The organism is Dactylosporangium sp. CS-047395, assembly GCF_050942185.1.
In the GTDB taxonomy this organism is placed as follows: Bacteria; Actinomycetota; Actinomycetes; order Mycobacteriales; family Micromonosporaceae; genus Dactylosporangium.
In genome coordinates this window covers 3,324,158-3,348,675 of sequence record NZ_CP192015.1, presented here as the reverse complement: position 1 = coordinate 3,348,675, position 24,518 = coordinate 3,324,158, and the positions used below count along the sequence as shown (strand labels likewise).

Here is a 24,518-nt window from a genome sequence, read left to right as displayed (position 1 = left end):
TTTCTAGCGGATCGGCACGTCTACATACGATCCGCCCGCGACCGTGACGGCCGCGCCGAAGGTGTTCGCGTCGTAGTACAGCGGGTCGGTGGTGTCCACCACGAGGGTGAGCGAGTGGCCGGCCGGCACGTCGTACGCGGTCGCCGACAGCGCCACGTCGAGCGAGCGGTTGCCGGTCGCGGTGCCGAGCCAGCTCACCGGGGCGTGCGTGATGAGCTTGGCGTTGCCGAGGCTGTCCAGGTCGTAGAGGTACGCCACGACCGTGCCCTGCGCGGCGGTGCCCGTCAGGTTCAGGTGAACCGTCGGGATGCCGCGGATGCGCAGTGCGGTGCCGGGCCGCTCGGAGGCCCACACACCCGCGCGCAGACGGTCAACGGCCGGCAGCCAGATTTGCGGCTGCTGTCCCGTAAATGCGCCGACGCCGTTGGTGAGCAGCACGACCCCGCCGTTCGCGACCGTGTCCAGGTCGCCGGGCAGGGTCTTGCTCCAGCCGCCGCTCGGGGCGCCGCCGAGCAGGCCGGTGCCGTCGAGCCAGCGGATCGCGCCGAGGCCATAGCGCCGGGTCGAGGTGTTCAGCGCCGACCAGGACGCATAGGACTCGGTTGCCGCATTCAGAGGCCGCAGTTGTACTGCCGGTTCTGCGCCGATCCCCGTGTCGTTCCCGGCGAGATACTGGTCGAACCAGCGGTACAAACTGGTCCAGGCGTCGTTCGGCAGGCCGAGGATGCCGGTGAACTCCGCGATCGCATGGTCACCGGGGCGCAGCTCGAGCCGCTTCGGGGTGTTCAGCCGGCCGAAGAAGTCCACGAGCTGGTCGGGCGGGAAGAACGAGTCGCCCCACGCGTTCGCGATGAGCACGGCCGGCTTGTTCGCGTTGATCGCGTCGAGGTAGGTGGCCGCCGAGCGGGCCCGCGCCCACGCCTGCACCTGCGCAACGTTGCGGTTGGCGTTGAAATCGGCGAGCTTGCCGGACAGGTCCGCGCCCGGGTGGCCGAGCAGGCTCGCGGCCAGGCTCAGCAGCCCGGCCGACTGCTGGTGGCGGGTGTTGTCGCCGTACAGGCTGTACACGAGGTCGGTCCAGCCGCTCATCATGACGACCGCGCGGATGCGCTTGTCGAACGCGGAGCCGAGCAGGCTGATCCCGGCGCCGTAGGAGACGCCCGCGGCCCCGATGCGCGCGGGGTCGGCGGCGGTGTTGGCGATCGTCCAGTCGATCACCTTGGACAGGTCGGCCATGTCCTGCGGTCCGGCGGTGTCGATCTCGCCGCCGGAGGCCCACCAGCCGCGCGGGGTGTAGGAGACGACGACGTACCCCCGGCCGGCCAGGACGTTCGCCTGCGCGAGGTATTCGAGGTCGTTGAGGCCCCAGCTGGACGGGAAGACGATCGCCGGGCGTTTCGCGGTGCCGGCCGGGGCGACGACGTTCGCCTTGAGCACGACACCGCCGGCCCCGGTGATGTCGACGAACGTCGTGGTGCTCGCGGGCGCGGCGGCGGCCGGGGCCTGGAGGGTGACCGCGGCGAGCAGCGCCACGGCGAGCAGGGTGAGGGCTTGGCGGGTACGGGTCATACGCACGCTCCTGGCGGGGTAGCGCTTCGTGGTGGCGGCAGCGTAGGAGCCCGTTCCGAGAATTAGAAGTTCGTGACATTATCATTACCGGTCGGTAACATACCCTGGTGCTCTACGGGTCTCCGACGCCGCAGCGCCGTGACGCGCAGCGCAACCGCTCGGCGATCGTGCGCGCGGCGACCGAGCTCGTGCTCACGCGCGCGGCGGTGCTGATGCCGGAGATCGCCGCGCGGGCGGGGGTCGGGCAGGCCACGTTGTACCGCCATTTCCGCGACCGCCACGCGCTCGCCGCCGCGATCGTGTCCGACCAGCTCGAACGGCTCGAGGCCGACGAGTCGTGCGACTTCCGCGGGCTGCTGACGGCGGCGCTGCGGCTGTACACCGTGATGCGTCCCCTGTCCAGCGGCGGGCTCGACCGCCGGCTGTCCGTCGCGCTCACCCCGGCGCTGCGGCGGGCACAGCAACAGGGCCAGGTCCGGCCCGACCTCGTGCCGGACGACCTGGCCCTGCTGTTCGCGATGCTGTCCGGCGCGCCCGCGGACGCCGAGCGCTCGATCGCGCTGCTCCTGGACGGCGTGTGCCGCTGAGCCCGAGCCAGGGCCGGGGCCCCGGTGCGGTGTTGAGGGGGTGTGGGTGGAGCGGAGCTCCCCCACCGTTTTTCAGGACATCGAGCGGTATACCCCGTCGCCAGCAAGACCATACGCAACAAGCGTCTGGCGCTGCCGGCCCAGCCCTTCGATCTCCAGCTCCATGACGTCGCCCCCGCGCAGGTACGGCTGTCCGGGCAGGCCCATCGCCACGCCCGCCGGGGTGCCGGTGTTCACGATGTCGCCCGGGTACAACACCATGAACTGGCTCAGGTACCAGATCAGGTGCGGCACCCCGAAGATCATGTCGGCGGCGAGCTCGTCCTGCCGCGCCTCGCCGTTGACCCACGAGCGCAGCCGCAGCCCGGGCACGTCGACGCCGTCCGCGGTCACCAGCCAGGGGCCGAGCGGGTTGAACGTCTCGCAGTTCTTGCCCTTGTCCCACTGCCCGAGCCGTTCGAGCTGGAACTCGCGCTCGGAGACGTCGTTGCTCACCGCGTATCCGGCGATGTGGGCGGCGGCGGCTTCGGGGCTGTCGAGGTACCGCGCCGTCGCCCCGATGACGACCGCCAGCTCCACCTCGTAGTCGGTCTTGACGCTGGCCTTGGGGATGCGCACGTCGTCGTTCGGCCCGACGAGCGTGTCGGCCGCCTTGAGGAACACGATCGGCTCGGACGGCGGCTCCGCCCCGGACTCGGCCGCGTGCCGCGCGTAGTTCTGCCCGATGCACACGATCTTGCCGGGGTCGCGGACCGGCGGACCGATCCGGGTGCCCTCGGCGACCCGCAGGCGGGGCAGCTCGTCCAGCGCCGCCCGGGCCCGGTCGAGCCCGCCGCCGGCCAGGAAGGCGGCGTCGATGTCGAGGGTGACGCCGGACAGGTCGAGGTACGTGCCGTCGTCGGCGACCACCACGGGTCGCTCCTGACCGGCATGGCCGATACGGGCAAGTCTCATACCGGCCAAACTATGCCCGCCCTGGTCAAGTGGTCAAGCCAATCAGGTCCGCGCCGCCGCCGCGCGCCGGGCCTCCCCGGCGATCCGCGTCAGGTGCGCCGTCATCGCCGCCCGCGCCGCCTCGGCGTCCCGCCGGTCGATGGCGTCCACGATCGCCCGGTGCTCGGCCGCGGACCGGCGCAGCACCCCCGGCCGCGAGGCGGTCATCGCCCGGCTCGCCAGCCCCAGCGTCGCCAGCGTCTGCAGCATCGTGGCCAGCAGCGCGTTCCCGGCCGCGTCGGCGATCAGCCGGTGCAGCGCGAGGTCCGCCGCCACCCGGTCCGGCTCGGCCAGCGCCGCCCGCATCGCCGCCACCTGCCCCGCGTCGGCGTGCGCGGCGGCGAGACCGGCCAGCGCGGGCTCGATGATGAGCCGGGCCTCGAAGAGCTCCTCGACGGTACGCCCGCTCAGCGCCATCACGAACTGCAGCGGCTCCAGCAGCGTGGCGGTGTCGAGCGCGGCCACATAGGTGCCGGACCCGTGCCGGCTCTCCAGGATGTTGAGCCCGACCAGCGCCCGGATCGTCTCGCGCAGCGTGGGCCGGCTGATCCCCAGCATCTCGCTGAGCTCCCGCTCGGCCGGCAGCCGCTGCCCGGGCACCAGCCGCCCGTCGACGATCATCTCCTGGATGAGGCGGGTCGCCTGGGCCGCCGCGGAGGAGCGGTGCACCGGCGTGAACTCGGCGGTCAACGGCTGCTCCCGGGTGACTAGGTGACCTGACCATTTTAGGGACATGGCCGGTACCCTGTGCCAATGCGGCTCAGCCTGGTCGACATCGTCTTCTTCGAGGGCGTGAACCACCTGCGCCCCAGCCCGTTGCAGACCTTCCGGGGCGGTGGCGACCGCCCGGAGACCCGGGACCGGATCGCCGTCGACGACCTTTACGGTATCGAGGCGATCGGCCCGCCGGTGCCGTTCCGGGTCGGCCTCAGCCTGCTGGAGGGCGACCTCCGCGAGGACTTCGACGCCTGCCTGCGGGACATCCCGGCCGATGCCGAGCTTGGCACCCCCGGCGCCGAGGCGCTCATCGCCCCGGGCGGGCGGCTCGAGGAGGCGCACCGGCTGGTGCGCGAGGCGTGCGCACGCGATTACCAGGCCGACACGATCGCCGCGAACCTGCTCGCGCGCAAACGGCCGCGGCTCGTCTTCCTCGCCGGCCGGGGCGTCGCCTGCCAGTTCGGGCAGCCCGGGCCGTTCATGCAGAAGGTGCACCGGCGGCTCGCCGCGAACGACGGCGAGTTGCGGGCGGCGCTCGCCCGGGCCCGCGCGGCGGCGAACCTGGACGAGGACACGGTGAGCCTGGTGCAGGCCCTCGGGACCATCCTGGGGTCGCGACACGGCGACCACTGGGACAGCGACCGGGCAGGCAGCAAATGCCCGTACGACGCGACGGTGGTGCTGGAGTAGGCGAAGACGCCGGGGCGGGCGCCGATCGGGCGCCCGCCCCGTCTCCTGAACCCCCAGTAACGTCTGTGAACTAGCGGTGCGGCTTCTGCGGAACCCGCGGCTGCACGAGCGGCGGCCCCGCGGCGGCCAGGTCGCCCTGGACCGTGCGCAGCGACTTCTTCGGCTGGTAGTTCGCGTCCCACAGGCAGCCCGCGCCCTCCGGCGGGTTGGTGAACCAGCCCGGAATCCACGAGTGCTTGTCGGTGAAGCCCCACACGGTGAACGACAGGCAGTGCCGGTTCATGAGGCACGCCTGCAGCAGGACGTGGTAGTTGTAGGCGGCGGCCTGGTCCCGGGCGTTGAGGTCGGCGCCCGCCGCGTCCTGGGTCGGGTCCTTGGCATCCTTCAGCAGGCTGCGCACGTCCACCTCGGTGAGCGCGACGGCCAGGCCGAGGTCGGTGAAGCGCTGCAGCGAGTCGGCCACGGCGAGCACGTCGTAGTTGCCGTACTGCGTGCTGAGATGCCCCTGGCTGCCCACCCCGTCGATCGGGACGCCCTGCGCGCGGAGCTTCTTCACCATGTCGTACACGAACTGCGTCTTGTCGCCGGGTCCACCGTCGCCGAAGGCGTCGATGTTGTAGTCGTTGTAGAACAGCAGTGCCTTCGGGTCGGCGGCCCGGGCGGTGCGGAACGCCTCGGCGAGGTAGTCCGGGCCGAGCAGGTCGGCGAACTTCTGCTTCAGCGAGCCGGTGTTGCCGCCGAGGTGGATCGCCGACGGCGTCTCCCACGGGTCGGAGACGGCCTCGTTGACCACGTCCCACTGCCAGATCTTGCCGCGGAAGTGGGTCACGACGTCGGTGATGTGCTTCTTGAGCAGCGCGCGCAGCTGCGGGCCGTCGATGGTGCCGTCCTGGATGCCGGTGTTCAGCCAGCCGGGGAGCTGGCTGTACCAGGCCAGGACGTGGCCGCGCACGAGCTGGTGGTTGCGCTGCGCGTTGGCCACGAACGCGTCGGCGGCGGCCCAGTCGTAGGTGCCGCGGGTCGGCTCGAGGCTCTCCCACTTCATCGCGTTCTCGACGGTGACGGTCGAGAACTGGCTGTCCACCAGCTTCTTGTACTGCGGGTCGGCGGCATCGGCGTACGCCGCCGGGTCGACGGCGGTGCCGAAGTACAGCCCGTTGCGCGCGGCCAGCCCGCGCAGGCTCTGGTCCTGCGTCGCCGGCGGGCGGGGGCCGCCGGCGGACGCGCCGACGGCGCCCAGCGTCGCCGCGACCACGGCCGCCAGAAGACCGGCCGTGGCCATTCTGCGTAATGTCATGAGCGTGGCTCCCGATTGTTTCGAAACAATTGCAGGGAATCGCCTTGAGACACCGACGCTATTGGGCGCTCAATACACCCGTCAATACGCCTCCGTTATCGAAACATTGCCAATTACTGAGCCGAGTTGGCGACCCGCTTGCTGACGATGTCGAACGCGACCGCGGCGATCAGCACGAGGCCCTTGATGGCCTGTTGCCAGGCCGCGTCGACGCCGAGAATCGACAGGCCCATGTTCAGCACGCCCATGATGAGCGCCCCGATCACGGCCCCCGTGACCTTGCCGATTCCGCCGGTCACGGCCGTGCCGCCGATGAACGCGGCGGCGATCGCGTCCAATTCGTAGTTCGTCCCGGCGCCCGCCACGCCGGCCCCGGCGCGGGAGGTGGTGACGACCGCGGCGACGCCGGCCAGGATGCCCATGTTGACGAAGATGAGGAAAGTTACACGTTTCGTCTTCACGCCCGACAGTTTCGCGGCGGCGAGATTCCCGCCCATCGCGTAGATGTGCCGGCCGAACACGGTGTTGCCCATGACGTACGTGTAGAGAATGACGAGCGCGCCGACGATGATGAGCACGTTCGGGGTGCCGTCGGTGCTCTCGGCGAGCAGATACGTGATGTAGGCGATGAGCGCGGCGAACACCACCAACTTGCCGATGAACGCGGCCCGCGGCTCCAGCCGCAGGTCGTAGCGGATCAGCTCGCGGCGGGTGCGCAGCTGCGTGTAGGCAAGTCCGCCGATCGCCACGCCGCCGACGAGCAGCGTCATGCCGTCGAGGTTGCCCAGGAACCCCAGCGCGTTGGGCAGCGACTTGGCCGCGATCGCGCCGAAGCCCTGATCCTGCACGGGCACCGTCTGGCTCACCGCGAGCACCGCGAGGCCGCGGAAGAGCAGCATCCCGCCGAGCGTGACGATGAAGGCCGGGATCCCGACGTACGCGATCCAGAATCCCTGCCAGCAGCCCACGACGATGCCGATCGCGACCGACGCGGCCACCGCGACGGGCCACGGCCAGCCCCACTCGGTGATCATCAGGGCACAGACACCGCCGATGAACGCCACGATCGAGCCGACGGACAGGTCGATGTGCTGGGCCACGATGACCATGACCATGCCGATCGCCAGGATCAGCACGTAGGCGTTCTGCTGGACCAGCGCGGCGACGTTGTCGGGGTACAGCAGCCGCCCGTCGGTCAGGATCTGGAACGTGATGACGATGGCGATGAGGACCGTCAGCATCCCGTACTGCCAGAGGTTCTGGCCGAGATAGCCGCGCAGCGACGAGACCTCGGTGGGCCGCGTCTCCGGCTGCAGCGTCTCCGTGGTGGTCACCGCGACACCCCGCTCTTGTCCATGGTCATGTACCGCATCAGGCCCTCCTGGGTAGCCGCAGCCCGGTCCATCTCGCCGGTGATCCGCCCCTGGCTCATCGCGTAGATCCGGTCGCAGATCCCGAGCAGCTCCGGCAGCTCGGAGGAGATGACCACGACCGCCTTGCCGGCGTCCGCGAGGGCGTTGATGATTTCGTAGATCTCGTACTTGGCGCCGACGTCGATGCCCCGGGTCGGCTCGTCGAGGATGAGCACTTCCGGCTCGGTGAAGAGCCACTTGCTGAGCACGACCTTCTGCTGGTTGCCGCCGGAGAGCTTCCCGGTGAGCACGGCGACCGAGTCGGCCTTGACCCGCATGTCCTTGCGCAGCCGCTCCGCCCGGTGCACCTCCTCGGCGTTGTTGACCACGCCGAGCTTGGCGACCGCCGCGAGTTTGGCCGCGGTGATGTTGCGCTTGATGTCCTCGATGAGGTTCAGGCCGTAGCGTTTGCGGTCCTCGGTGGCGTAGGCGATCCCGTGCCCGATGGCCTCGTCGACGGTGCGGACCCGGATCTCGCGGCCGTGCAGGTACAGGCGGCCGGAGATCCCGGTGCCGTAGCTGTGTCCGAACACGCTCATCGCCAGCTCGGTGCGGCCGGCGCCCATCAGCCCGGCGATGCCGACGATCTCGCCGCCGCGCACGCGCAGGGCCGCGTTGTCCACCACGACCCGGCCGCGGTCGATCGGGTGGTGCACGGTCCAGTCCTCGATCCGCAGCACCTCCTCGCCGATCTGCGGGGTGTGGTCGGGGAACCGGTGCGCGAGGTCGCGGCCGACCATGGCCCGGATGATCTGATCCTCCGAGACCGGCTCGGCCCCGTGCATCTGGAAGTCCGCCACGGTACGGCCGTCGCGCAGCACGGTCGTCGTGTCGGCGATCGACGCGATCTCGTTGAGCTTGTGCGAGATGATGATCGAGGTGATCCCCTGGCTCTTGAGCTGCCGGATCAGCCCGAGCAGGTGCTCGGAGTCGGCGTCGTTCAGGGCGGCCGTCGGCTCGTCGAGGATCAGCAGCCGGACCCGCTTGGACAGCGCCTTGGCGATCTCGACGAGCTGCTGCTTGCCGACGCCGATGTCCAGGATCTTGGTGTCCGGTTGTTCGCGCAGGCCGACCCGGGCGAGCAGCTCGGCCGCGCGCTTGTTGGTCTGCGGCCAGTTGACGATGCCGCGGGTCGCGCGTTCGTTGCCGAGGAAGATGTTCTCGGCGATCGACAGGAACGGGCTGAGGGCCAGCTCCTGGTGGATGATGACGATCCCGCGCTGCTCGGAGTCGCGGATCGACCGGAAGTGGCAGGGCTCGCCGTCGAAGACGATGTCGCCGTCGTAGGAGCCGTGCGGGTACACCCCGGAAAGAATCTTCATCAGGGTGGACTTGCCGGCACCGTTCTCGCCGCAGATCGCGTGCACTTCGCCCTCGGCCACGCTCATCGTGACGTCCTGCAGGGCTTTCACGCCCGGAAACGATTTGGTGATGCCGTTCATCTCGAGCAACAAGGGCATGGGGGGCTTCCCTTACAAAGTCGCGTGTGGGCCGGGCCCGCACTCGGCGGACCCGGCCCGTCTGGCTCCGGCGGTTACAGGCCCAGGTCGGAGGCCTTGAAGAAGCCGGAGTCGACCAGTTTCGACTTCACGTCGTCCTTGGTGACCACGACCGGCGGGAGGAGGTAGGAGGGGACGACCTTGACGCCGTTGTTGTAGGTCTTGGTGTCGTTCGTCTCCACCTGGGTGCCCTTGCTGATCGAGTCGACCATCTTGGCCACCTGGTCGCCGAGGGTGCGGGTGTCCTTCCAGACCGTCATCGACTGCTTGCCGGCCAGGATGTTCTTGGTGTTGGCGAGGTCGGCGTCCTGCCCGGTGAGCAGCGGCCAGTCACCGCCCGGCTTGTAGCCGTGCGAGTCGAGCGACTGCGCGATGCCCAGCGCGAGGGAGTCGTTCGGGGACAGCACGACGTTGACCTTCTTGCCGCCCGTGTAGAACGAGTTCAGCCGGTTGTCCATCTCGGCCTGGGCCGTCTCGGTCTTCCAGCCGTTGATCGAGACCGTCTTCCAGTCGTCGTTGCTGGCCAGCTTCTTGCCCGACGGGATGACGAGCTTGCCGCTGTCGACGTACTGCTTGAGCACGTCCCAGGCGCCGGCGAAGAAGAACTTCGCGTTGTTGTCGTCCGACGAGCCGGCGAACGGCTCGAGGTTGAACGGGCCCTTGCCCTGGTCCAGGCCGAGCTTGGAGACGATGAACTGGCCTTGGAGCTGGCCGACCTTGTAGTTGTCGAAGGTCGCGTAGTAGTCCACGTTCGGGCTGGAGTTGATCAGCCGGTCGTACGCGATGACCTTGACCTTCTTGTCGGCCGCCTGCTGCAGCACCGGCGCGAGCGCGGTGCCGTCGATCGAGGCGATGACCAGGATCTTGGCCTTGTCGTTGATCATGTTCTGGAGCTGGGTGATCTGCTGGTCGACCTTGTTGTCGGCGTACTGCAACGAGGTCTTGTAGCCCGCCTTCTTCAGCAGGTCCTCGAGGTGGGCGCCGTCGTTGTTCCAGCGCTCCAGGCTGCGGGTCGGCATGGCGATGCCGACCAGGGCCGGTCCGCTGTCGCCGCCGCCGCTGCCGGCGTTGTCGTCCTTGCGGGTCTCGCTGCAGGCCGAGGTCGTGGCGAGCAGGGCAGCCAGGGCGGTGGCGGCCAGGATCTTGAGAGTCTTGCCCATCCCCGACGCCTCCTTTCGTATCGGGAGGAGAGGGTGTGCGCGCAGGGTGGTGGGGTTTGTTATGGCCGCGAACATACCTCCCTTCGCCGGTGGAAAGTGGTCACAGATCGGTAACACCATGGTCAACTCCGTTACACGGCACCATGTTTCGAAACATCTTGCTTTAGCTCTAATGTAATTAGTGCTAATGTACTTCCCGTGAGCGTGGATCTCCGGCAGGTCTTCGAGGACCTGGTGCGGTTCGAGACCGACCTGTGGAACGGCGTGGACGCCAAGCTGCGGGAGGCGGGAGCGATCCCCCTCGGCAGCCTCGACGTGCTGCGGGTGGTGGCCCGGACCGAGGCGTGCCGCATCAACGACATCGCCACCACCCTGGGCATCACCATCGGCGGGGCCAGCCAGGCGGTCGACCGCGTGGTGGCCCGCGGCCTGCTGGAGCGCCGCCCCAACCCCGACGACCGGCGATCGTCCATTGTGGAGCTCACCGCCGCCGGCATCATCGCGATCGCGGCCGCCGAGACGGTGTTCGACGCCGAGCTGGCCGCGCGGTTCGGCGGCGCCCTGACGGGTAGCGCCCTGCGGAGCTTCGCCCGCTCACTGTCCACCCTGCGCAACTGGAGGCAATCATGACGCAGACCATGCCCGGGACCACGGCCCGGGCCGTGCGGTTCGACACCTTCGGCGGGCCCGAAGTGCTCTATGTGGCCGACATTCCGATGCCCTCACCCGGCCCCGGCGAGGTGGTGGTGGCGGTGCGCGCGGCCGGGGTCAACCCGGGCGAGAGCGGCATCCGCACCGGGGCGCTCGAATTCCGGTACCAGACCTCGTTCCCCAGTGGCGAGGGCAGCGATCTGGCCGGCGTCGTCACCCAGGTCGGCCCGGACGTGACCGGGTTCGCGGCCGGCGACGAGGTGCTCGGCTTCTCCTGGACGCGCTCCAGTCACGCCACCCACACGGCGGTGCCGGTCACCCAGCTCATCCACAAGCCGGCCGCGCTGTCGTGGGAGGTGGCCGGCGCCCTCTACGTCGTGGGCTGCACCGCCTACGCCGCCGTCCGCGCGATCGGGGTGAAGCCGGGTGAGACGGTCGCCGTCTCGGCCGCGGCCGGCGGCGTCGGCTCGCTGACCGTCCAGCTGCTGCGGCGCGCCGGCGCCCGGGTGCTCGGCATCGCCTCACCGTCCAATGCGGACTGGCTCACCGCCCACGACGTGGTGCCGGTGCCCTACGGCCCGGATCTCGCCGATCGGCTGCGCGCGGCCGCCCCGGACGGGATCGACGCCTTCATCGACCTGTTCGGGCCGCAGTACGTCGATCTCGCCCTCGAACTGGGCATCCCCAAGGACCGGATCAACACCATCATCGCGTTCCAGGCCGCCCAGCGCCTCGGGGTGAAGGCGGAGGGCAGCGAGGACGCGTCCACTGTGGAGGTCATGACCTACATGGCCGGCCTGGTCGCGGACGGCACGCTGGAGCTGCCGATCGCGGCCACCTACTCGCTGGACGACGTGGCCAAGGCGTTCGAGGAGGTCGACCGCCGCCACACCCGCGGCAAGATCGTCCTGCTCCCGTAGGCGCTGACGAACACCGCGGCGTAGAGCAGCGTGATCCAGGGCTGGTAGTCCACGTACAGCTCGTGCGGCGTGAGCGACCACGGGTTCTGGATGAGCACGAAGCCCACGAAGTCGACGAGCATCGCCGCGGCCGTCCAGGCCACCGCGAGCGCGACGGCCTCGTGCCGGCGACCGGCCGGGCGGCGCCAGTAGAGCATCCCGAACAGCCCGGCGACCACGAGCATGATGCCGACGTGGTACGGCACGGTGGCCGTGAACGACGGCGCCAGCACCATGCTCGCCGCGCGGGCATCGGCGTCCTCGGTGTGATTGACCGCGGCGTAGATCAGCGTGGTCGCCCCGGCCAGCACGGTCACGACGGTGTAGGCGGCGGCGAAACAGACGGTGGCGCGAAGCACTCGCATGGCGTCTCCCCGTATTTGTGTAAGCCTTACACTAAAGCCGGTGGCAGACTGAGTCAATGCTCGAACGTTCCTGGACCGTGCCGGCTCCCGTTCCGCGCGGCCGGCCGCGCACCATCGACCTGCCCGCGATCGTCGCGGCGGGGGTCGGGCTGGCCGACGCGGAGGGGGTGGCCGGGGTGTCCATGCCGCGCGTGGCGCGAGAGGTGGGGGTGACGCAGAACGCGCTGTACCGCCATGTCGCCTCGAAGGACGACCTGCTCGCGCTCATCGCCGACGCCGGAAGCGGTCCGCCGCCGGTCCTGGACGCCACGGCGGGATGGCGGCCGGCCGCGCGCGCGTGGGCGGACGCGCTGCTCGCGCGGTACACCACCCGGGCCTGGCTGCTCGATGTGCGGCTGCGCACGCCGTTCACGCGCAACATCGTGCTGTGGACCGAGTGCTTCCTGCGGGCGACCCGGTCGAGCGGGCTGGCCACCGAGGTCCGGCTGGAGTTCGCGATGCTGCTGGACGGGCAGGCCCGGCTCCGGGCGGCGCTGCACCGCGATCTCGCCGCCGCGCCGCCGGACCTCGGCGTGCTGATCCCGCTGCTGGAGGCGAACGACTGCCCGGAGTACGCGGCCTATCTGCGCGCGCCGGGCCAGGAGCCGCCCGCCTTCGGGGTCGAGCGGATCCTGGACTCGATGGCGTCCTACGCGCCCTGAGCCCGCGCCACGGCCCGGCGCACGGCGGACAGCGACTCCTCGATGTCGGCGTCGTCGGTGGACCAGTTGCTGACCGAGACGCGCAGGATCGCGCGGCCGCGCCAGCGGGAGCCGGACATCCACGCGCGGCCGCCGTCGAGCAGCGCGCGGGTGACCGCGGCGGTGCGCCCGTCGTCGCCGAAGCTCGCGCAGACCTGGGTGAACACCACGTCATTGAGCACCTCGGCGCCCTCGATCGCGGCGATGCCATCGGCCAGCTTCGTCGCGTTGCGCGCGAAGCCGTCCACCATGTCGGCCACCCCGCGCCGGCCGAGTGAGCGCAGCGCCGCCCAGACGGGCACGCCGCGCGCCCGGCGCGACAGTTCGGGGACCTTCTCGAACGGATCGGCGGGTCCGCCCGGGCCGGCCGGTTCGATGAGATAGCTGGCCTCGACGCCCATCGCCGCGCGCAGGGCCGAGGGGTCGGCGACGATCACGATGCCGCAGTCGTACGGCACGTTCAGCGTCTTGTGCCCGTCCGTGGCCCAGGAATCGGCGCGGTCGAGCCCGTCCACGATGTGCCGCAGGTTCGGCGAGGCGGCGGCCCAGAGCCCGAACGCGCCGTCTACGTGCACCCAGGCGCCGTGGCGGTGGGCGAGGTCGGTGGCCGTACCGATGGGATCGAATGCTCCACTGTGGACGTTTCCGGCCTGCAGGCACACGATGGTGGGCTCGTCGCCGGCGTCCGCGAGCGCCTCGGCGAGCGCGTCGAGCCGGATGCGCCCCTGCTCGTCGGCGGCGACCGGGGTGGGCGCGCCGAGCCCGAGATAGCGCAGCGCGAGGTCGAGCGTGTCGTGCCGCTCCTCCCCCACCAGCACCCGGATGCGCGGCGCCCCGAACAGCCCGTCGAAGTCGAGGTCCCACCCCCGCCGGGCGAGCACGTGCCGGCGCGCGGCGGCCAGGCCGGTGAAGTTGGCCATGGTGGCGCCGGTGACGAACCCGACGTCGGCGCCGGACGGCAGCCCGAGCAGGTCGAGCACCCAGGCCCCGGCGGCCTCTTCGAGCGCGGCGGTGGCGGGCGTCGGGTACCGCATGGCGCCGTTCTGATCCCAGGCGCTGACCAGCCAGTCGGCCCCGAGCGCGGCGGGCAGCGTGCCGCCGATCACCCAGCCGTAGAACCGCCCGGACGGCATCGCCATGAGCCCCGGCTCGGCCTCGCGGGCGAGCATCGCGACGACTTCGGCGGGATCGGCCGGCTCCTCGGGCAGCGGACCTCCGAGCACGGGCGCGAGCCGGTCGGCGTCGACCCGCGGCGGCACGGCCCGCTCGGGCAGTGACCCCAGCCAGGCCCGGGCGTGCGACTCGGCGACACTCAAGACGGCATCGTAGGCGTCCTTCTTCGCACTCATGCCGTCTACTGTGTTCGGCTCCGCTCAGCCGGTCAATCGCGTCAGGAGGATGGCCAGCCGCCGGTCCTGCAGCTCACGCGGCAGCCGCCCGCCGCGCGTCAGCGTCGCCAGCCCGTGCAGCCCCGCCCACAGCGTCTCGGTGAGCAACCCAAGATCTTCCCCCCGGGTGTACGGCGCGATCGCCCCCGCCAGCGCCTCGAACCCGGCCCGCAGCTGCGGCGGCGTCTGCTCGCTGGCGAACGCGAGATCGACGGCGTGCGAGAACATCGCGTCGTACAACGCCGGCCGCCGCTCCGCGAAGTCCAGATAGGCCCGCGCCACCTCCTCGAGCCCGCCCGCGGCGTGCAGTTCGACCGCCAGCTCGGCGAACCCCTCGACGGCAACGGCCGCCATGATGGCGTCCTTGCTCTTGAAGTGGCTGTACAGCACCGGCTGGCTGTACTCGACCCGCTCGGCCAGCCGCCGCGTGGTCACCGCCTCCCACCCCTGCGTCTCGGCCAGCTCCCGCGCCGCCGCCACGATCATCTGCTCCCGGACCGCCCGGTCCCGCTCACGCCGATCTTCGCTAGCCACGCTTGCAATCCTAGCACTGCTAGGCCTAGCATCGACAGCGTTCCTAGCAACGCTAGATTTCCGTCTCGAAAGGACTCGGACGATGCTCACTCCCCTCGCGTACGGCCTGGCCATCGTGCTCAACCTGTTCATCCTGTTCATCGGCGCCCGCTTCCTGCTCCAGCCGCTCCCGTCCGCCGTCGGCTACGGCGTGCCCGGCACCGGCGCGTACCTGACCGTGAAGGGCGTCCGCGACGCCACCTACGGCCTGGTCGGCCTGGCCCTGCTCGCCTTCGCCGGCCCGACCGCCGAGGCCTGGTTCATGCTGGTCGTCGCCCTGGCCCCATTCGGCGACACCGTGATCGTCCTGCGCAACGGCGGCTCGAAGGCGACGGCGTTCGGCGTCCACTTCGCCACCGCCATCGTCGTGCTGATCAGCGCCGCCCTGCTCTTCGCGGTGTGACCGCCTCCCTATGATCGCCACATGCGCATGTTTCTCACGGGGGCCCTGCTCGTCGTGGCGGCCGCGACCCTGACCGCCTGCACCACCTCGGACGACTTCGACACGAAGCTCAAGCCGCAGATCACCGTCCTGTTCACCGACAACGCGACGGCCGAGCAGAAGTCAGCGGTCGAGACCAAGGTGCGAGCCCTGCCGGGCGTCGACAGCGTGCGGTTCGAGTCGAGCGACGAGGCCCAGGCGCACGCCCAGGACCAGTTGAAGGACGACCCGTCCCTGGCCGCCGCGGTGGCCGGCGTCCCCCTGCCGCCCTCGCTGCGCTTCACGACGAAGGACCTGACCTCCTACGACGCGATCCGCAAGAGCACGTTCGCCAACGATGTGAAGCAGATGGACGGCGTCACCGACGTGGTCATCCAGTGCGCAACGCTCGACGAGTGCAAGAAGACCCTCACCCCACCCCCGACGCGCTAGGGTCGCGCACCGCTCACACTGGGCACCGTCCCCGATACTGAACGTATGAGCATCGCCGATATCGTCCAGACGGTCTCACTCCTCGCGGCGGCCTTCGCGCTCTGGCTGAGCCTGCGGCAGACCCGCGAAACCGCCCGCCAGACATCGTCGGCCCTGGCCGCGCTGCAGCAGGGCACTCGCGAGGAACTGGTCCGATACGGCGCCGACTTCACCTACAACGCCCTGTCCACCGACCACGACCTGCTCGAGTGGTTCCTCGCCAGCCGCCACTTCCCGCCGGCCGGATACGTCGAGAACCGCAAGAGCCTCTTCCTGTGGGTACGGCTGGATCAGCACGAGGGCACCTTCCACGCCTACCGCACGGGAGCCATCGCCGAGGACCTCTGGCTGGACTGGAAGCGATCAATGGAGATCGACTTCGCCATGCCGGAGTTCCCCCGCGTGTGGACGGCCGTCCGCGAGATCTACTCGTCCGACTTCATCGCGCTCGTCGACGCGGCGACGGGCCTGCGCCCGGGTGGCGGGCCCCGGCCCGACGTTCCCCGGACCCCGGGTCAGGTCGCCGGCCCGCGCCGCCCGGTCGAGGATTCCGAGGGCGACGGTCTGGTCGCCCCGTCCTGACGCCGGGCGAGGGCGGCCAAGCGGTCGAGCAGGAGGCTGGTCATGGCCCGCACGCCGAGTGGGATCGCGCGCTCGTCGACCGTGAACGTCGGGGCGTGCGGCACGCCGGCGGGGCCGACGCCGAGGAAGAACATCGCGCCCGGGGCGTGCGCCAGGAACAGGCCGAAGTCCTCGCCGTTGAAGGGGAACGCCGCATGCATCGTGGCGATCGACGAGACCCCCGGCACCGTCAGCAGGTGCGCCGCCGCGAGGGTGCTGAGCTCGGCCGAGCAGACCATCGCCGGGAACGGGTCGCCGTCGAAGACGATGCGGCGGTCGCCGGCCAGGCGGTGGAGCTCCGTGCGCAGCTCCGGGTACCGGTCGTCGGGCCAGGCGCGCACCGCGAAGCGCGCCGCCGCGGAGCCCGGCTCGATCCACGACTCCGCGAACACGAAGCGGCGCAGCGGGCCGTCCGGGGTGTGCAGGTCCGCGAACAGCCGCTGGAACTCCGCGTCGTTCGTCGGCCGCCGTACCGTCGACAGGCCCTCGATCGCCGCCACCAGCGCGGCATCTCCGCCCTCGACGTGCCCGGTGTCCTGGCCCGGCTGGCCGACGCCGGGCATCACCCCGAAGGTGCCCACCGGATAGGGTCCACAGTGGAGGGCGTAGACCTCATCCGGTACACCCGAAGCGAAAACGCCGGAAGCGAGCATCGCCCGCGCGCCCTCGAGGGTTTCCTCGGCCGGTTGGAAGAGCACCATCGCGCGGCCGGCGAACGGGGTGCGCGCCAGGGTCTGCGCGATGCCGACGCCGATCGCGGTGTGCACGTCGTGGCCGCACAGGTGGGCGGGGCCCGCGGCGGTGAGCATCGCGTCCATGTCGGCGCGGTACGCGATCGTGGGGCCCGGGGTGCCGCCCTCCACCACCGCGACGACGCCGTGGCCGCCGACCCCCGTCGTCACCGGGATGCCCGCCGCCGTGAGCCGGGACGCCACGGCCGCCGCCGTCCGTTCCTCGTGGCCGGCCGGTTCGGGCCGTTGGTGCAACTCCCGCCGCAGGAGGATCATGTTCGCGATCATACAAAACGATGCAAGAACTAGACGGCCATGAGGGCGAGGTGCAGGGCGAGGCGCTGGTCCGGGTCGTCCAGGGCGTCGCCGAACAGGTCGCGGAGGCGGCGCAGGCGGTACCGCACCGTCTGCGGATGCGTGTGCAACTCCCGCGCCGCCGGGATGACCTGGCCCTGGCAGCGCAGCCAGGCGAGCAGCGTCTCGGTCAGCGCGGCCCGCGCCGCCGCCGACACGCCGTCGAGCGGGGCGAGCGCGCGGGCGGCCAGGCGATCGGCGACCCCGGGCTCCCAGCCGAGCAGGAGCGGCACCAGATGGTCGTCACACACGAGCACCCCGTCGGGCAGCCGCGCCGCCTGTTGCAGCTCCAGCGCCCGCCGCGAGATGCGGTACGAGCGCCGGGCCGCGCGGATCGGCACCAGCGGGCCGATCGCGGCGCGCCGGGACGACAGCGCACGGTCCAAGGTGGACGGTGACGGGCACAGCAGGCGGGTCGCGCCGTCGATGACCGTGGCGATCGCGCCGCCGCCGGCCGCGCGGGCCAGGTGCTCGGCGTCGGTGCCCTCGACGCTCACCGCGCACACCGACGCGGGCAGCGGCCAGTTCGCCTCCTCGGCCGCGGCCGCCAGCGTCGGCTCGGCCGGCGGGTCCGGCTGGATGAGCAGCGTGATGAGGCGGCGGCGGAGTTGCGCCCAGTCCCGGGCGGCGTCGCGCTGTTCGTCGAGGTAGCCCTCCGCGGCGGCGCCCGCGAGCGCGTCGACGTAGGCGAAGAGGGCGGCGGCAGTGGAGTACAACTGCGGCGGTTCAAGGGAACCCGGGCGTTCGACGAGCGTGGCCCAGAAGGTCTGGGCGCCGAGGGTGAGGATCGAGCGCAGGGCGTCGACGCGGTGCCCCTCGCGGTATTCGGTGCGGCCGAGCTCGGCGAACAGCGACAGGGTCGGGGCGAGGTCGGCGCCGGAGATGAAGGTGGCGACGGCGGTCTCGACACCCAGCGTGAGGCCGTGACCCTGGCCGCCGGTGAGGGAGCGGCCCTGCTCGCGCATGGCGGCCCGGACGGCGGCGAGCACCGAGTTTGTCACCGGGATGACAAATTCCGCCGGGAGATGTGATTCGGGCACCAACGATTTTGGCACGGCGGTGCCTAGTCTGGTCGGGTGGATGCGGATGTGATCGTGGTCGGGGCCGGGCTCGCCGGGCTGGTGGCGGCGGCCGAGGTGGCCGATGCGGGCAAGCGGGTCATCCTGCTCGACCAGGAGGGCGAGCAGAGCCTCGGCGGGCAGGCGTTCTGGTCGTTCGGCGGGCTGTTCCTCGTCGACTCGCCCGAGCAGCGGCGGATGGGCATCAAGGACTCCGCCGACCTCGCCTGGCAGGACTGGCTGGGCAGCGCGCAGTTCGACCGGCCCGAGGACGAGTGGCCGCGGCGCTGGGCCGAGGCCTACGTGCACTTCGCCGCCGGGGAGAAGCGCGCCTGGCTGCGGGCCATGGGGCACCGGGTGTTCCCGGTCGTCGGGTGGGCCGAGCGGGGCGGCGGACCGGCCGACGGGCACGGCAACTCGGTGCCGCGCTTCCACATCACGTGGGGCACCGGGCCGGGGATCGTCGAGCCGTTCGAGCGCCGGGTGCGGGCGAGCGACAAGGTGCAGCTGCGCTTCCGGCACCGCGTCGACGAGCTGCTGCCCGGCGGGGTGGTGCGCGGCACGATCCTGGAGCCGAGCACCGCCGCGCGTGGACAGACGAGTTCGCGCACCGCCGCCGGCACCTTCGAGCTGTCCGCCGCGGCGGTCATCGTGACGTCCGGCGGGATCGGCGGCGACCACGACCTGGTGCGCAAGGCCTGGCCGCAGCGGCTCGGCCCGCCGCCGAAGCGGATGGTCTCCGGCGTGCCCGCGCACGTCGACGGCCGCATGCTCGGCATCACCGAGGCGGCCGGCGGGCGGGTCATCAACCCGGACCGGATGTGGCACTACACCGAGGGCCTGCGCAACTGGGACCCGATCTGGCCTGAGCACGGCATCCGGATCCTGCCCGGTCCGTCGTCGCTGTGGCTGGACGCGACCGGCAAGCGGCTGCCCGCCCCGTGCTTCCCCGGCTTCGACACGCTCAGCACGCTGCGGCACATCACCGCGACCGGGCACGACCACAGCTGGTTCATCCTCACCCAGAAGATCATCGAGAAGGAGTTCGCGCTGTCGGGCTCCGAGCAGAACCCGGACCTGACCAACCGCAGCGTCCGGCAGGTGTTGCAGCGGGTGAAGAAGGGCGCGCCCGGCCCGGTCGAGGCGTTCAAGCAGCACGGCGCCGACTTCGTGGTCGCCACCACGCTCGACGAGCTCATCGCCGGGATGCAGAAGCTCGAGCCGGGTGTACCGCTGGATGCCGCCGCCATCCGCGACACCGTCGTCGCGCGGGACCGCGAGATGGCCAACACGTTCACCAAGGACGCGCAGATCACGGCGATCCGAGGTGCGCGCTCGTACCGCGGGGACAAGCTCATCCGCGTCGCCACGCCGCACCGGCTGCTCGATCCGAAGGCCGGGCCGCTCATCGCCGTGCGGCTGAACATCCTGACCCGCAAGACGCTCGGCGGGCTGGAGACCGACCTGTCCGGCCGGGTCCTGCGCGCCGACGGCAGCCCGCTCCCCGGCGTGTACGCGGCCGGCGAGGTCGCGGGCTTCGGCGGCGGGGGCATGCACGGGTACAACTCGCTCGAAGGCACCTTCCTCGGCGGCTGCCTGTTCTCCGGTCGCACGGCGGGTCGCGCCGCTGCACAGGCGGTCTGAGCCGCGCGCCGGTAAAGTTCGCGAGCATGCGACGACCGCCCCTCTCGGGCCTGCTGGCGCTCGCGGCGACCGTCCCCGGAGTGGTCGTCGCGCTCGCCGGCATCGACCTGCCCGCCCCCGCGGCCGCCCTCGTCTTCGGCGGGGCGATCGTCGGGGCCGCGTTCGTACTGGCCTGGGCGGCCGAGGCGGCGCAGGTCGACGTGTCGGCCGGGCTGGCGGTGGCGGTGCTGGCGCTGATCGCGGTGCTGCCCGAGTACTCCGTCGACTTCGTGTTCACCTGGCGGGGCGGGCAGGCGGCGGCGCAGTACGGCGCGGACTGCCACCCGCCCGGCGACCCCGGAACGCCCGCGTGCTCGCTCGCCCTGGCCAACATGACCGGCGCCAACCGGATCCTGGTCGGCATCGGGTGGGTCGCGGTCGTGCTCATCGCCTGGCGACGGTCCAAGAAGCGCGGGATCACACTCGGGCGCGCCGACGCCGTGCCGCTCGCGTTCCTCACGATCGCCTCGTTGTACTGCCTGATCCTCCCCTTCAAGCGCACCCTCACGCTGTGGGACACGCTGGTGCTGGTGGCGGTCTTCGTCGCGTACAGCTGGCGGGTCTCGCGCGCCCCGGCCGGCGAGCCGGACCTCGTCGGGCCCTCGGCGTGGGTCGGCAACCTGGCCAAGGTCCCCCGCCGCAGCACGGTCATCGGGCTGTTCCTCGTCGCGGCGGCCGTCATCCTGCTGGCCGCCGAGCCCTTCGCCGAGAGTCTCGTCGACACCGGGCAGGAGCTCGGGATCAGCGAGTTCCTGCTGGTCCAGTGGGTGGCCCCGCTCGCCTCGGAGGCGCCCGAGCTGCTGGTGGCGGCCCTGTACGCGTACCGGCTGCACACCACCGAGGCGCTCGGCGCGCTCGTGTCGTCCAAGGTGAACCAGTGGACCCTGCTCGTCGGGACCCTGCCGGTGGTGTTCGCGGTGTCCAGCCGCGGCTGGTCGGGGCTGCCGATCGAGCCGGCCCAGCGCGGCGAGCTGCTGCTGACCGCGTCCCAGTCGCTGCTGGCGATCGCGCTGCTGCTCGGCCTGACGCTCAGCCTGCGCGCGGCGCTCGCGCTGCTCGGACTGTTCCTCGTGCAGTTCGTGCTCGCGGCGGTACTCCCCGTGCAGTGGCACGACCGCTCCCTGTGGACCCTCAGCGGGGTGTACCTGGTCCTCGCCGCGATCGCCGTCTGGCGCAAGCGGACCTGCCTGATCCCGATGCTGCGCGATGGCCTGCTCACGCCGTACGACCAACTGGGCGACGGCCTGCGCTGCATGACCACCGGCGGCGGGCGGCTGCGGCTGCGCACCCGCCTGAAAGAGGCGATCTCGTCCCACCCCGGTGGTTGATTCCGGCGCCGCGCCCGGCCCTGCCGTAATCTGCCACGCGTGACTGATCGGCGGCGGCTCACCAGCCAGCGGCTCTTCGCGCTGACGATCGGCGCCCTGACGCTGCTCATCGGGCTGGGTTCCTGGGCCGGGTACGCCTCGCTGGCCGACACCACCCGCGTGTCCGACCGGCTGCAGCTGAAGATCTCGCCGGCCGCGACCGCCGTCGTCGAGCTCGGGGCGGCCCTGGTCGACCAGGAGACGGCGGTGCGCGGGTTCGTGCTCGCGCGGGAGCGGCAGTTCCTCGATCCGTACAACGAGGGCATCGAGACCGAGCAGCGCGTGGCCGACCGGCTGCGCGGCCTGCTCGCCGACGAGCCGAACGCCCTCGCGCGCCTGGAGGCGGTCGAGAAGGCGGCGGCCGGCTGGCGCACCGCCTACGCGCAACCACTCATCGCCGACCCGGATCCGCAGTCGCCGCTGGTCGTGTCGAGCAAGACCGCGTTCGACGCCCTGCGCGCCGACGTCACCAACCTCCAGCAGCGCGTCGACGACGCCCGCGCGGCCGGGCGGGCGGACCTGGACACCTCCCGCCACCGCCGCGACACGATCTTCGCCATCATCGTCGGCGGGCTGCTCGTCGGGCTGTTCGCCATCGCGTTCATGTTGCAGCGGCTCGTGCTGCGCCCGCTCGAACGCCTCCAGGCCTCGGTGCGCCGCGTCGCCGACGGCGACTTCGAGCACCACGTCCCGGCGGGCGGCCCGCCCGACCTGGCCGAGCTGGGCGCCGACGTGGAGGCGATGCGCGAGCGGATCGTGACCGCGCTGGAGGCGAGCCGGGCCCAGGAGGAGCGGCTGCGGCGCTCGAACTCCGACCTCGAACAGTTCGCCTACGTCGCCAGCCACGACCTGCAGGAGCCGCTGCGCAAGATCGCATCCTTCTGCCAGATGCTCCAGCGCCGGTACTCCCCGCAGCTCGACGACCGCGCCCGCCAGTACATCGCCTTCGCCGTCGACGGCGCCACCCGGATGCAGGCGCTCATCAACGACCTGCTGGCGTTCTCGCGGGTCGGAAGGGTGTACGACAACGTCACCGAGGTCGACCTCGCCGCCACCATGCGCCGCGTGCGCTCCGACCTCGAGGCCCGGCTCGCCGCGGCCACGCTGGAGTGCGACGACCTGCCCGTGGTGCAGGGCGACCCGACGCTGCTCGCGATGCTCCTGCAGAACCTCGTGAGCAACGCCGTCAAGTTCCGCAAGCCGGACACCGACCCGAACATCGTCGTGCGCGTCGAGCCGGAGGACGGCTTCCACCGCTTCTCGGTGCAGGACAACGGCATCGGCATCGAGCCGCAGTTCGAGGAGAAGATCTTCGTCATCTTCCAGCGCCTGCACCCGCGCGACGTCTACCCGGGCACGGGCATCGGCCTGGCCATCTGCAAACGCATCGTCGAACACCACGGCGGCCGCATCTGGCTGGACGCCTCCTACACCGACGGCGCGCGCATCTGCTTCACACTCCCCCGCGCATCCGACTGACCACCAGCACGGCCAGTTCGACCCAGCGATTCCCACAACCGCAGCGCCGGTACCGGATGATGCCCTCGCTCGTCGCATGCTCCGACTCCACGACGGCCGTCGCCGCCGCCCGCCCGCAGGCACCGCACTCGTCCATGCGTCCCAGCGTGCGCAACGGCCGCCGCCGCTTCTGCTCGACGGCCTGCGCCAACCGCGTCAACGTCGCCGCCCACCGGGCTCGTCAGGTCACGGGCTGGGGGTAGGCGACCGGGCTGCGGTGCCCGGTCTTGTCCACGGCGCGCACCCCGAAGTGCACGTTGTCCTTGGCCACGTCGATCGTCGCGGTGGTCACGTCGCCGACCGGGAGCACGTGCGTCCAGTCCGGGGCGGTGCTGTCCCGCCAGAGCACCTCGTAGCCGGCGAGGTCCGGTTCGCTGCCCCGCGTCCACCGCAGCGTGGTGTCGTTGGTCAGCACCGCGGCCACGATTCCGACCCCGCTCGGGGTGGCCGGGGCCTGCGCGAGCGACCAGAGCGTGGCCGCGTTGACCTTCGCGACCCGGACCATGTAGCCGAAGTCGCAGAACTGCGGCAGGTCGCCGAACTGCTTTCCGCCCTCGACGCGCACGTCCTGGTGCTCGTGGTCGAAGTTCTCGCGGGGCTCGGTGAGCCGGCCGGCCGGGTACCCCTGCTGCAGGAACGGGATGTGGTCGCTCCCGCGCAGGAAGCGGTCCCGGCGCCACACGACGCGGATGCGCATGCCGGTCGCGTCGTTCTCGGCCACGTCGCGCACGAAGCGGGCGAGCTGGCGCGACGGGCCGTCGTCCTCGCCGCCGACGCTCTGCCGGGTGGCCGTCTGCGCGGCGGTCTCGCTGGTCGGCACGCCCTCGACGAACAGCCGGACGGTGCGCGGGTCCGGCGGTGTGCCGTCCCACGCCTGACTGGCCCCGACGATGTCGTTGCTGAACATCGCCGCGATGTTGGCCCCGGCCGCCTTGAACTGCGCCGCCATGTACGTCGAGCCGAAGAGCCCCTGCTCCTCCCCCGCGAACGCGACGAACACGATCGTCGACTCGACGGTGCGGGTCGCGAACACCCGGGCCAGTTCGAGGACCACGGCGACCCCGGACGCGTCGTCATCGGCGCCGGGCGCGTCGTCGCTGAAGTTCATGACGTCGGTGATGCGCGAGTCGTAGTGCCCGGACACCACGTGGACCCGCTCGGGCGCGACCGAGCCGCGCAGCGTCGCCACGACGTTCGTGACCGTGACCGGTTCGGGATTGCGCGCACCCGGCGGCTGCACGAACGTCTGCAGCGCGACGCTCATCCGCCCGTCGGACGCGGCGGCGGCCGCCTGGAACTGCGCGAACAGCCAGTCCCGGGCGGCCCCGATCCCGCGGTTCGGGTCGGTCTGGCTGGACAAAGTGTGCCGCGTCCCGAACGCCACGAGCCGCGCGACGGTGGCCCGGACCCGGTGCTCGTCGATCTCGCCGAGCAGCCGGCGCAGGTCCCGGTCGGGCCCCTGCGGCTGCGGCCGGCGCCCGGGCCCCGCGCTGTCGAAGTCCGCCGTCGCGGTCTCGGCCTGGGCCGGTGCGGCCGCGCCGAGCCCGAGGGCGGCGGCCGGCACGGCGGCGGTGGCCACGGTGAGGAGCGCCCGCCGCGTGGTGGCCGGGTGGTGGTGTGGTTCGCGATCGGTCTCCATGCCTTCGCATCCTGGCCCGGCCCCGGGAACAAGT

Annotated in this window: 25 protein-coding genes; 12 read left to right on the top strand and 13 right to left on the bottom strand. The window is 71.4% G+C overall.

Annotated elements, in window-relative coordinates:
• Window positions 1-3: 3 nt before the first annotated feature.
• Window positions 4-1,569: a CocE/NonD family hydrolase gene (locus tag ACQP00_RS15750; protein WP_433219631.1), complete on the bottom strand. Its 1,566-nt coding sequence runs from the start codon at window positions 1,567-1,569 to the stop codon at window positions 4-6.
• 107 nt (window positions 1,570-1,676) lie between these two features.
• On the opposite strand from ACQP00_RS15750, the gene ACQP00_RS15745 reads away from it, so the two are divergent.
• On the top strand, window positions 1,677-2,156 hold the full coding sequence (locus ACQP00_RS15745) for a TetR/AcrR family transcriptional regulator (protein WP_433219629.1): 480 nt from the start codon (window positions 1,677-1,679) through the stop codon (window positions 2,154-2,156).
• 72 nt (window positions 2,157-2,228) lie between these two features.
• Here the strand turns inward: ACQP00_RS15745 and ACQP00_RS15740 are convergent, their stop codons facing one another.
• Window positions 2,229-3,110 (bottom strand): fumarylacetoacetate hydrolase family protein, encoded by an 882-nt coding sequence (locus tag ACQP00_RS15740; RefSeq protein ID WP_433219627.1) that lies wholly within the window; start codon window positions 3,108-3,110, stop codon window positions 2,229-2,231.
• A 42-nt stretch (window positions 3,111-3,152) separates the two neighbouring features.
• Window positions 3,153-3,839 carry a FadR/GntR family transcriptional regulator gene (locus ACQP00_RS15735; RefSeq protein WP_433219626.1) on the bottom strand — a complete coding sequence of 229 codons (687 nt, stop codon included), beginning with the start codon at window positions 3,837-3,839 and terminating at the stop codon, window positions 3,153-3,155.
• A 63-nt stretch (window positions 3,840-3,902) separates the two neighbouring features.
• Here ACQP00_RS15735 and ACQP00_RS15730 point away from each other — a divergent pair, with 63 nt between their 5' ends.
• Window positions 3,903-4,556: a DUF6308 family protein gene (locus tag ACQP00_RS15730; RefSeq protein ID WP_433219624.1), complete on the top strand. Its 654-nt coding sequence runs from the start codon at window positions 3,903-3,905 to the stop codon at window positions 4,554-4,556.
• A gap of 70 nt (window positions 4,557-4,626) precedes the next feature.
• On the opposite strand, the gene ACQP00_RS15725 is transcribed toward ACQP00_RS15730, so the two are convergent.
• The 4 genes from ACQP00_RS15725 to chvE all read right to left on the bottom strand — a co-directional run bounded on the left by ACQP00_RS15725 (window position 4,627) and on the right by chvE (window position 9,924).
• A complete protein-coding gene (locus ACQP00_RS15725) occupies window positions 4,627-5,853 on the bottom strand; it encodes an endo-1,4-beta-xylanase (protein ID WP_433219622.1) in 1,227 nt (408 codons plus the stop codon).
• A 113-nt stretch (window positions 5,854-5,966) separates the two neighbouring features.
• Window positions 5,967-7,187 (bottom strand): multiple monosaccharide ABC transporter permease, encoded by a 1,221-nt coding sequence (mmsB, locus tag ACQP00_RS15720; RefSeq protein WP_433219620.1) that lies wholly within the window; start codon window positions 7,185-7,187, stop codon window positions 5,967-5,969.
• Entirely contained in the window at window positions 7,184-8,725 is a 1,542-nt protein-coding gene (gene mmsA / locus ACQP00_RS15715) for a multiple monosaccharide ABC transporter ATP-binding protein (RefSeq protein WP_433219618.1), read from the bottom strand. Before mmsA ends, mmsB begins: the two co-directional genes overlap by 4 nt.
• Window positions 8,726-8,799: 74 nt before the next feature.
• Window positions 8,800-9,924: a multiple monosaccharide ABC transporter substrate-binding protein gene (chvE, locus tag ACQP00_RS15710; protein WP_433219616.1), complete on the bottom strand. Its 1,125-nt coding sequence runs from the start codon at window positions 9,922-9,924 to the stop codon at window positions 8,800-8,802.
• Between the two features lie 198 nt (window positions 9,925-10,122).
• Here chvE and ACQP00_RS15705 point away from each other — a divergent pair, with 198 nt between their 5' ends.
• Together ACQP00_RS15705 and ACQP00_RS15700 are read left to right on the top strand one after the other, a co-directional pair.
• Entirely contained in the window at window positions 10,123-10,554 is a 432-nt protein-coding gene (locus ACQP00_RS15705; RefSeq protein ID WP_433219614.1) for a MarR family winged helix-turn-helix transcriptional regulator, read from the top strand.
• Window positions 10,551-11,495, top strand: a complete 945-nt coding sequence (locus ACQP00_RS15700) for an NADP-dependent oxidoreductase (RefSeq protein WP_433219612.1) — start codon at window positions 10,551-10,553, stop codon at window positions 11,493-11,495. The genes ACQP00_RS15705 and ACQP00_RS15700 overlap by 4 nt, the downstream gene beginning before the upstream one ends.
• Here the strand turns inward: ACQP00_RS15700 and ACQP00_RS15695 are convergent.
• Window positions 11,414-11,899, bottom strand: coding sequence for a hypothetical protein (locus ACQP00_RS15695; RefSeq protein WP_433219610.1), 486 nt, complete (start codon window positions 11,897-11,899; stop codon window positions 11,414-11,416). The genes ACQP00_RS15700 and ACQP00_RS15695 overlap by 82 nt on opposite strands.
• A 56-nt stretch (window positions 11,900-11,955) precedes the next feature.
• Between ACQP00_RS15695 and ACQP00_RS15690 the strand changes: the two genes are divergently transcribed.
• Entirely contained in the window at window positions 11,956-12,600 is a 645-nt protein-coding gene (locus tag ACQP00_RS15690; protein WP_433219608.1) for a TetR/AcrR family transcriptional regulator, read from the top strand.
• On the opposite strand, the gene ACQP00_RS15685 is transcribed toward ACQP00_RS15690, so the two are convergent.
• Window positions 12,588-13,988, bottom strand: a complete 1,401-nt coding sequence (locus tag ACQP00_RS15685; RefSeq protein ID WP_433219606.1) for a pyridoxal phosphate-dependent decarboxylase family protein — start codon at window positions 13,986-13,988, stop codon at window positions 12,588-12,590. The two genes, ACQP00_RS15690 and ACQP00_RS15685, sit on opposite strands and share 13 nt — an antisense overlap.
• 24 nt (window positions 13,989-14,012) lie before the next feature.
• Window positions 14,013-14,561, bottom strand: a complete 549-nt coding sequence (locus tag ACQP00_RS15680) for a TetR/AcrR family transcriptional regulator (protein WP_433219604.1) — start codon at window positions 14,559-14,561, stop codon at window positions 14,013-14,015.
• Window positions 14,562-14,643: 82 nt separating this feature from the next.
• On the opposite strand from ACQP00_RS15680, the gene ACQP00_RS15675 reads away from it, so the two are divergent.
• The 3 genes from ACQP00_RS15675 to ACQP00_RS15665 are packed head-to-tail and all read left to right on the top strand — an operon-like array spanning window position 14,644 to window position 16,095.
• A complete protein-coding gene (locus tag ACQP00_RS15675) occupies window positions 14,644-15,003 on the top strand; it encodes a DUF4267 domain-containing protein (RefSeq protein ID WP_433219602.1) in 360 nt (119 codons plus the stop codon).
• A gap of 21 nt (window positions 15,004-15,024) precedes the next feature.
• Window positions 15,025-15,474, top strand: coding sequence for a permease-like cell division protein FtsX (locus ACQP00_RS15670; protein WP_433219600.1), 450 nt, complete (start codon window positions 15,025-15,027; stop codon window positions 15,472-15,474).
• 45 nt (window positions 15,475-15,519) lie between these two features.
• The gene (locus ACQP00_RS15665; protein ID WP_433219598.1) at window positions 15,520-16,095 is read left to right on the top strand and encodes a hypothetical protein; all 576 of its coding nucleotides are present in this window, start codon (window positions 15,520-15,522) and stop codon (window positions 16,093-16,095) included.
• On the opposite strand, the gene ACQP00_RS15660 is transcribed toward ACQP00_RS15665, so the two are convergent.
• Both ACQP00_RS15660 and ACQP00_RS15655 read right to left on the bottom strand, forming a co-directional pair.
• Window positions 16,029-17,141: a M20 metallopeptidase family protein gene (locus ACQP00_RS15660; RefSeq protein ID WP_433219596.1), complete on the bottom strand. Its 1,113-nt coding sequence runs from the start codon at window positions 17,139-17,141 to the stop codon at window positions 16,029-16,031. The genes ACQP00_RS15665 and ACQP00_RS15660 overlap by 67 nt on opposite strands.
• A gap of 29 nt (window positions 17,142-17,170) precedes the next feature.
• Window positions 17,171-18,220, bottom strand: a complete 1,050-nt coding sequence (locus tag ACQP00_RS15655) for a PucR family transcriptional regulator (protein ID WP_433219594.1) — start codon at window positions 18,218-18,220, stop codon at window positions 17,171-17,173.
• 75 nt (window positions 18,221-18,295) lie between these two features.
• Here ACQP00_RS15655 and ACQP00_RS15650 point away from each other — a divergent pair, with 75 nt between their 5' ends.
• The 4 genes from ACQP00_RS15650 to ACQP00_RS15635 are packed head-to-tail and all read left to right on the top strand — an operon-like array spanning window position 18,296 to window position 23,048.
• Window positions 18,296-19,921: an FAD-binding dehydrogenase gene (locus ACQP00_RS15650; protein WP_433219592.1), complete on the top strand. Its 1,626-nt coding sequence runs from the start codon at window positions 18,296-18,298 to the stop codon at window positions 19,919-19,921.
• A 26-nt stretch (window positions 19,922-19,947) separates the two neighbouring features.
• On the top strand, window positions 19,948-21,288 hold the full coding sequence (locus tag ACQP00_RS15645) for a sodium:proton exchanger (protein ID WP_433219590.1): 1,341 nt from the start codon (window positions 19,948-19,950) through the stop codon (window positions 21,286-21,288).
• Window positions 21,289-21,327: 39 nt separating this feature from the next.
• On the top strand, window positions 21,328-22,806 hold the full coding sequence (locus ACQP00_RS15640) for a sensor histidine kinase (RefSeq protein WP_433219588.1): 1,479 nt from the start codon (window positions 21,328-21,330) through the stop codon (window positions 22,804-22,806).
• Between the two features lie 56 nt (window positions 22,807-22,862).
• The gene (locus ACQP00_RS15635) at window positions 22,863-23,048 is read left to right on the top strand and encodes a CGNR zinc finger domain-containing protein (RefSeq protein ID WP_433219586.1); all 186 of its coding nucleotides are present in this window, start codon (window positions 22,863-22,865) and stop codon (window positions 23,046-23,048) included.
• Here ACQP00_RS15635 and ACQP00_RS15630 read toward each other — a convergent pair.
• Window positions 23,027-24,484, bottom strand: coding sequence for a M20/M25/M40 family metallo-hydrolase (locus ACQP00_RS15630; RefSeq protein ID WP_433219584.1), 1,458 nt, complete (start codon window positions 24,482-24,484; stop codon window positions 23,027-23,029). The genes ACQP00_RS15635 and ACQP00_RS15630 overlap by 22 nt on opposite strands.
• Window positions 24,485-24,518 lie beyond the last annotated feature (34 nt).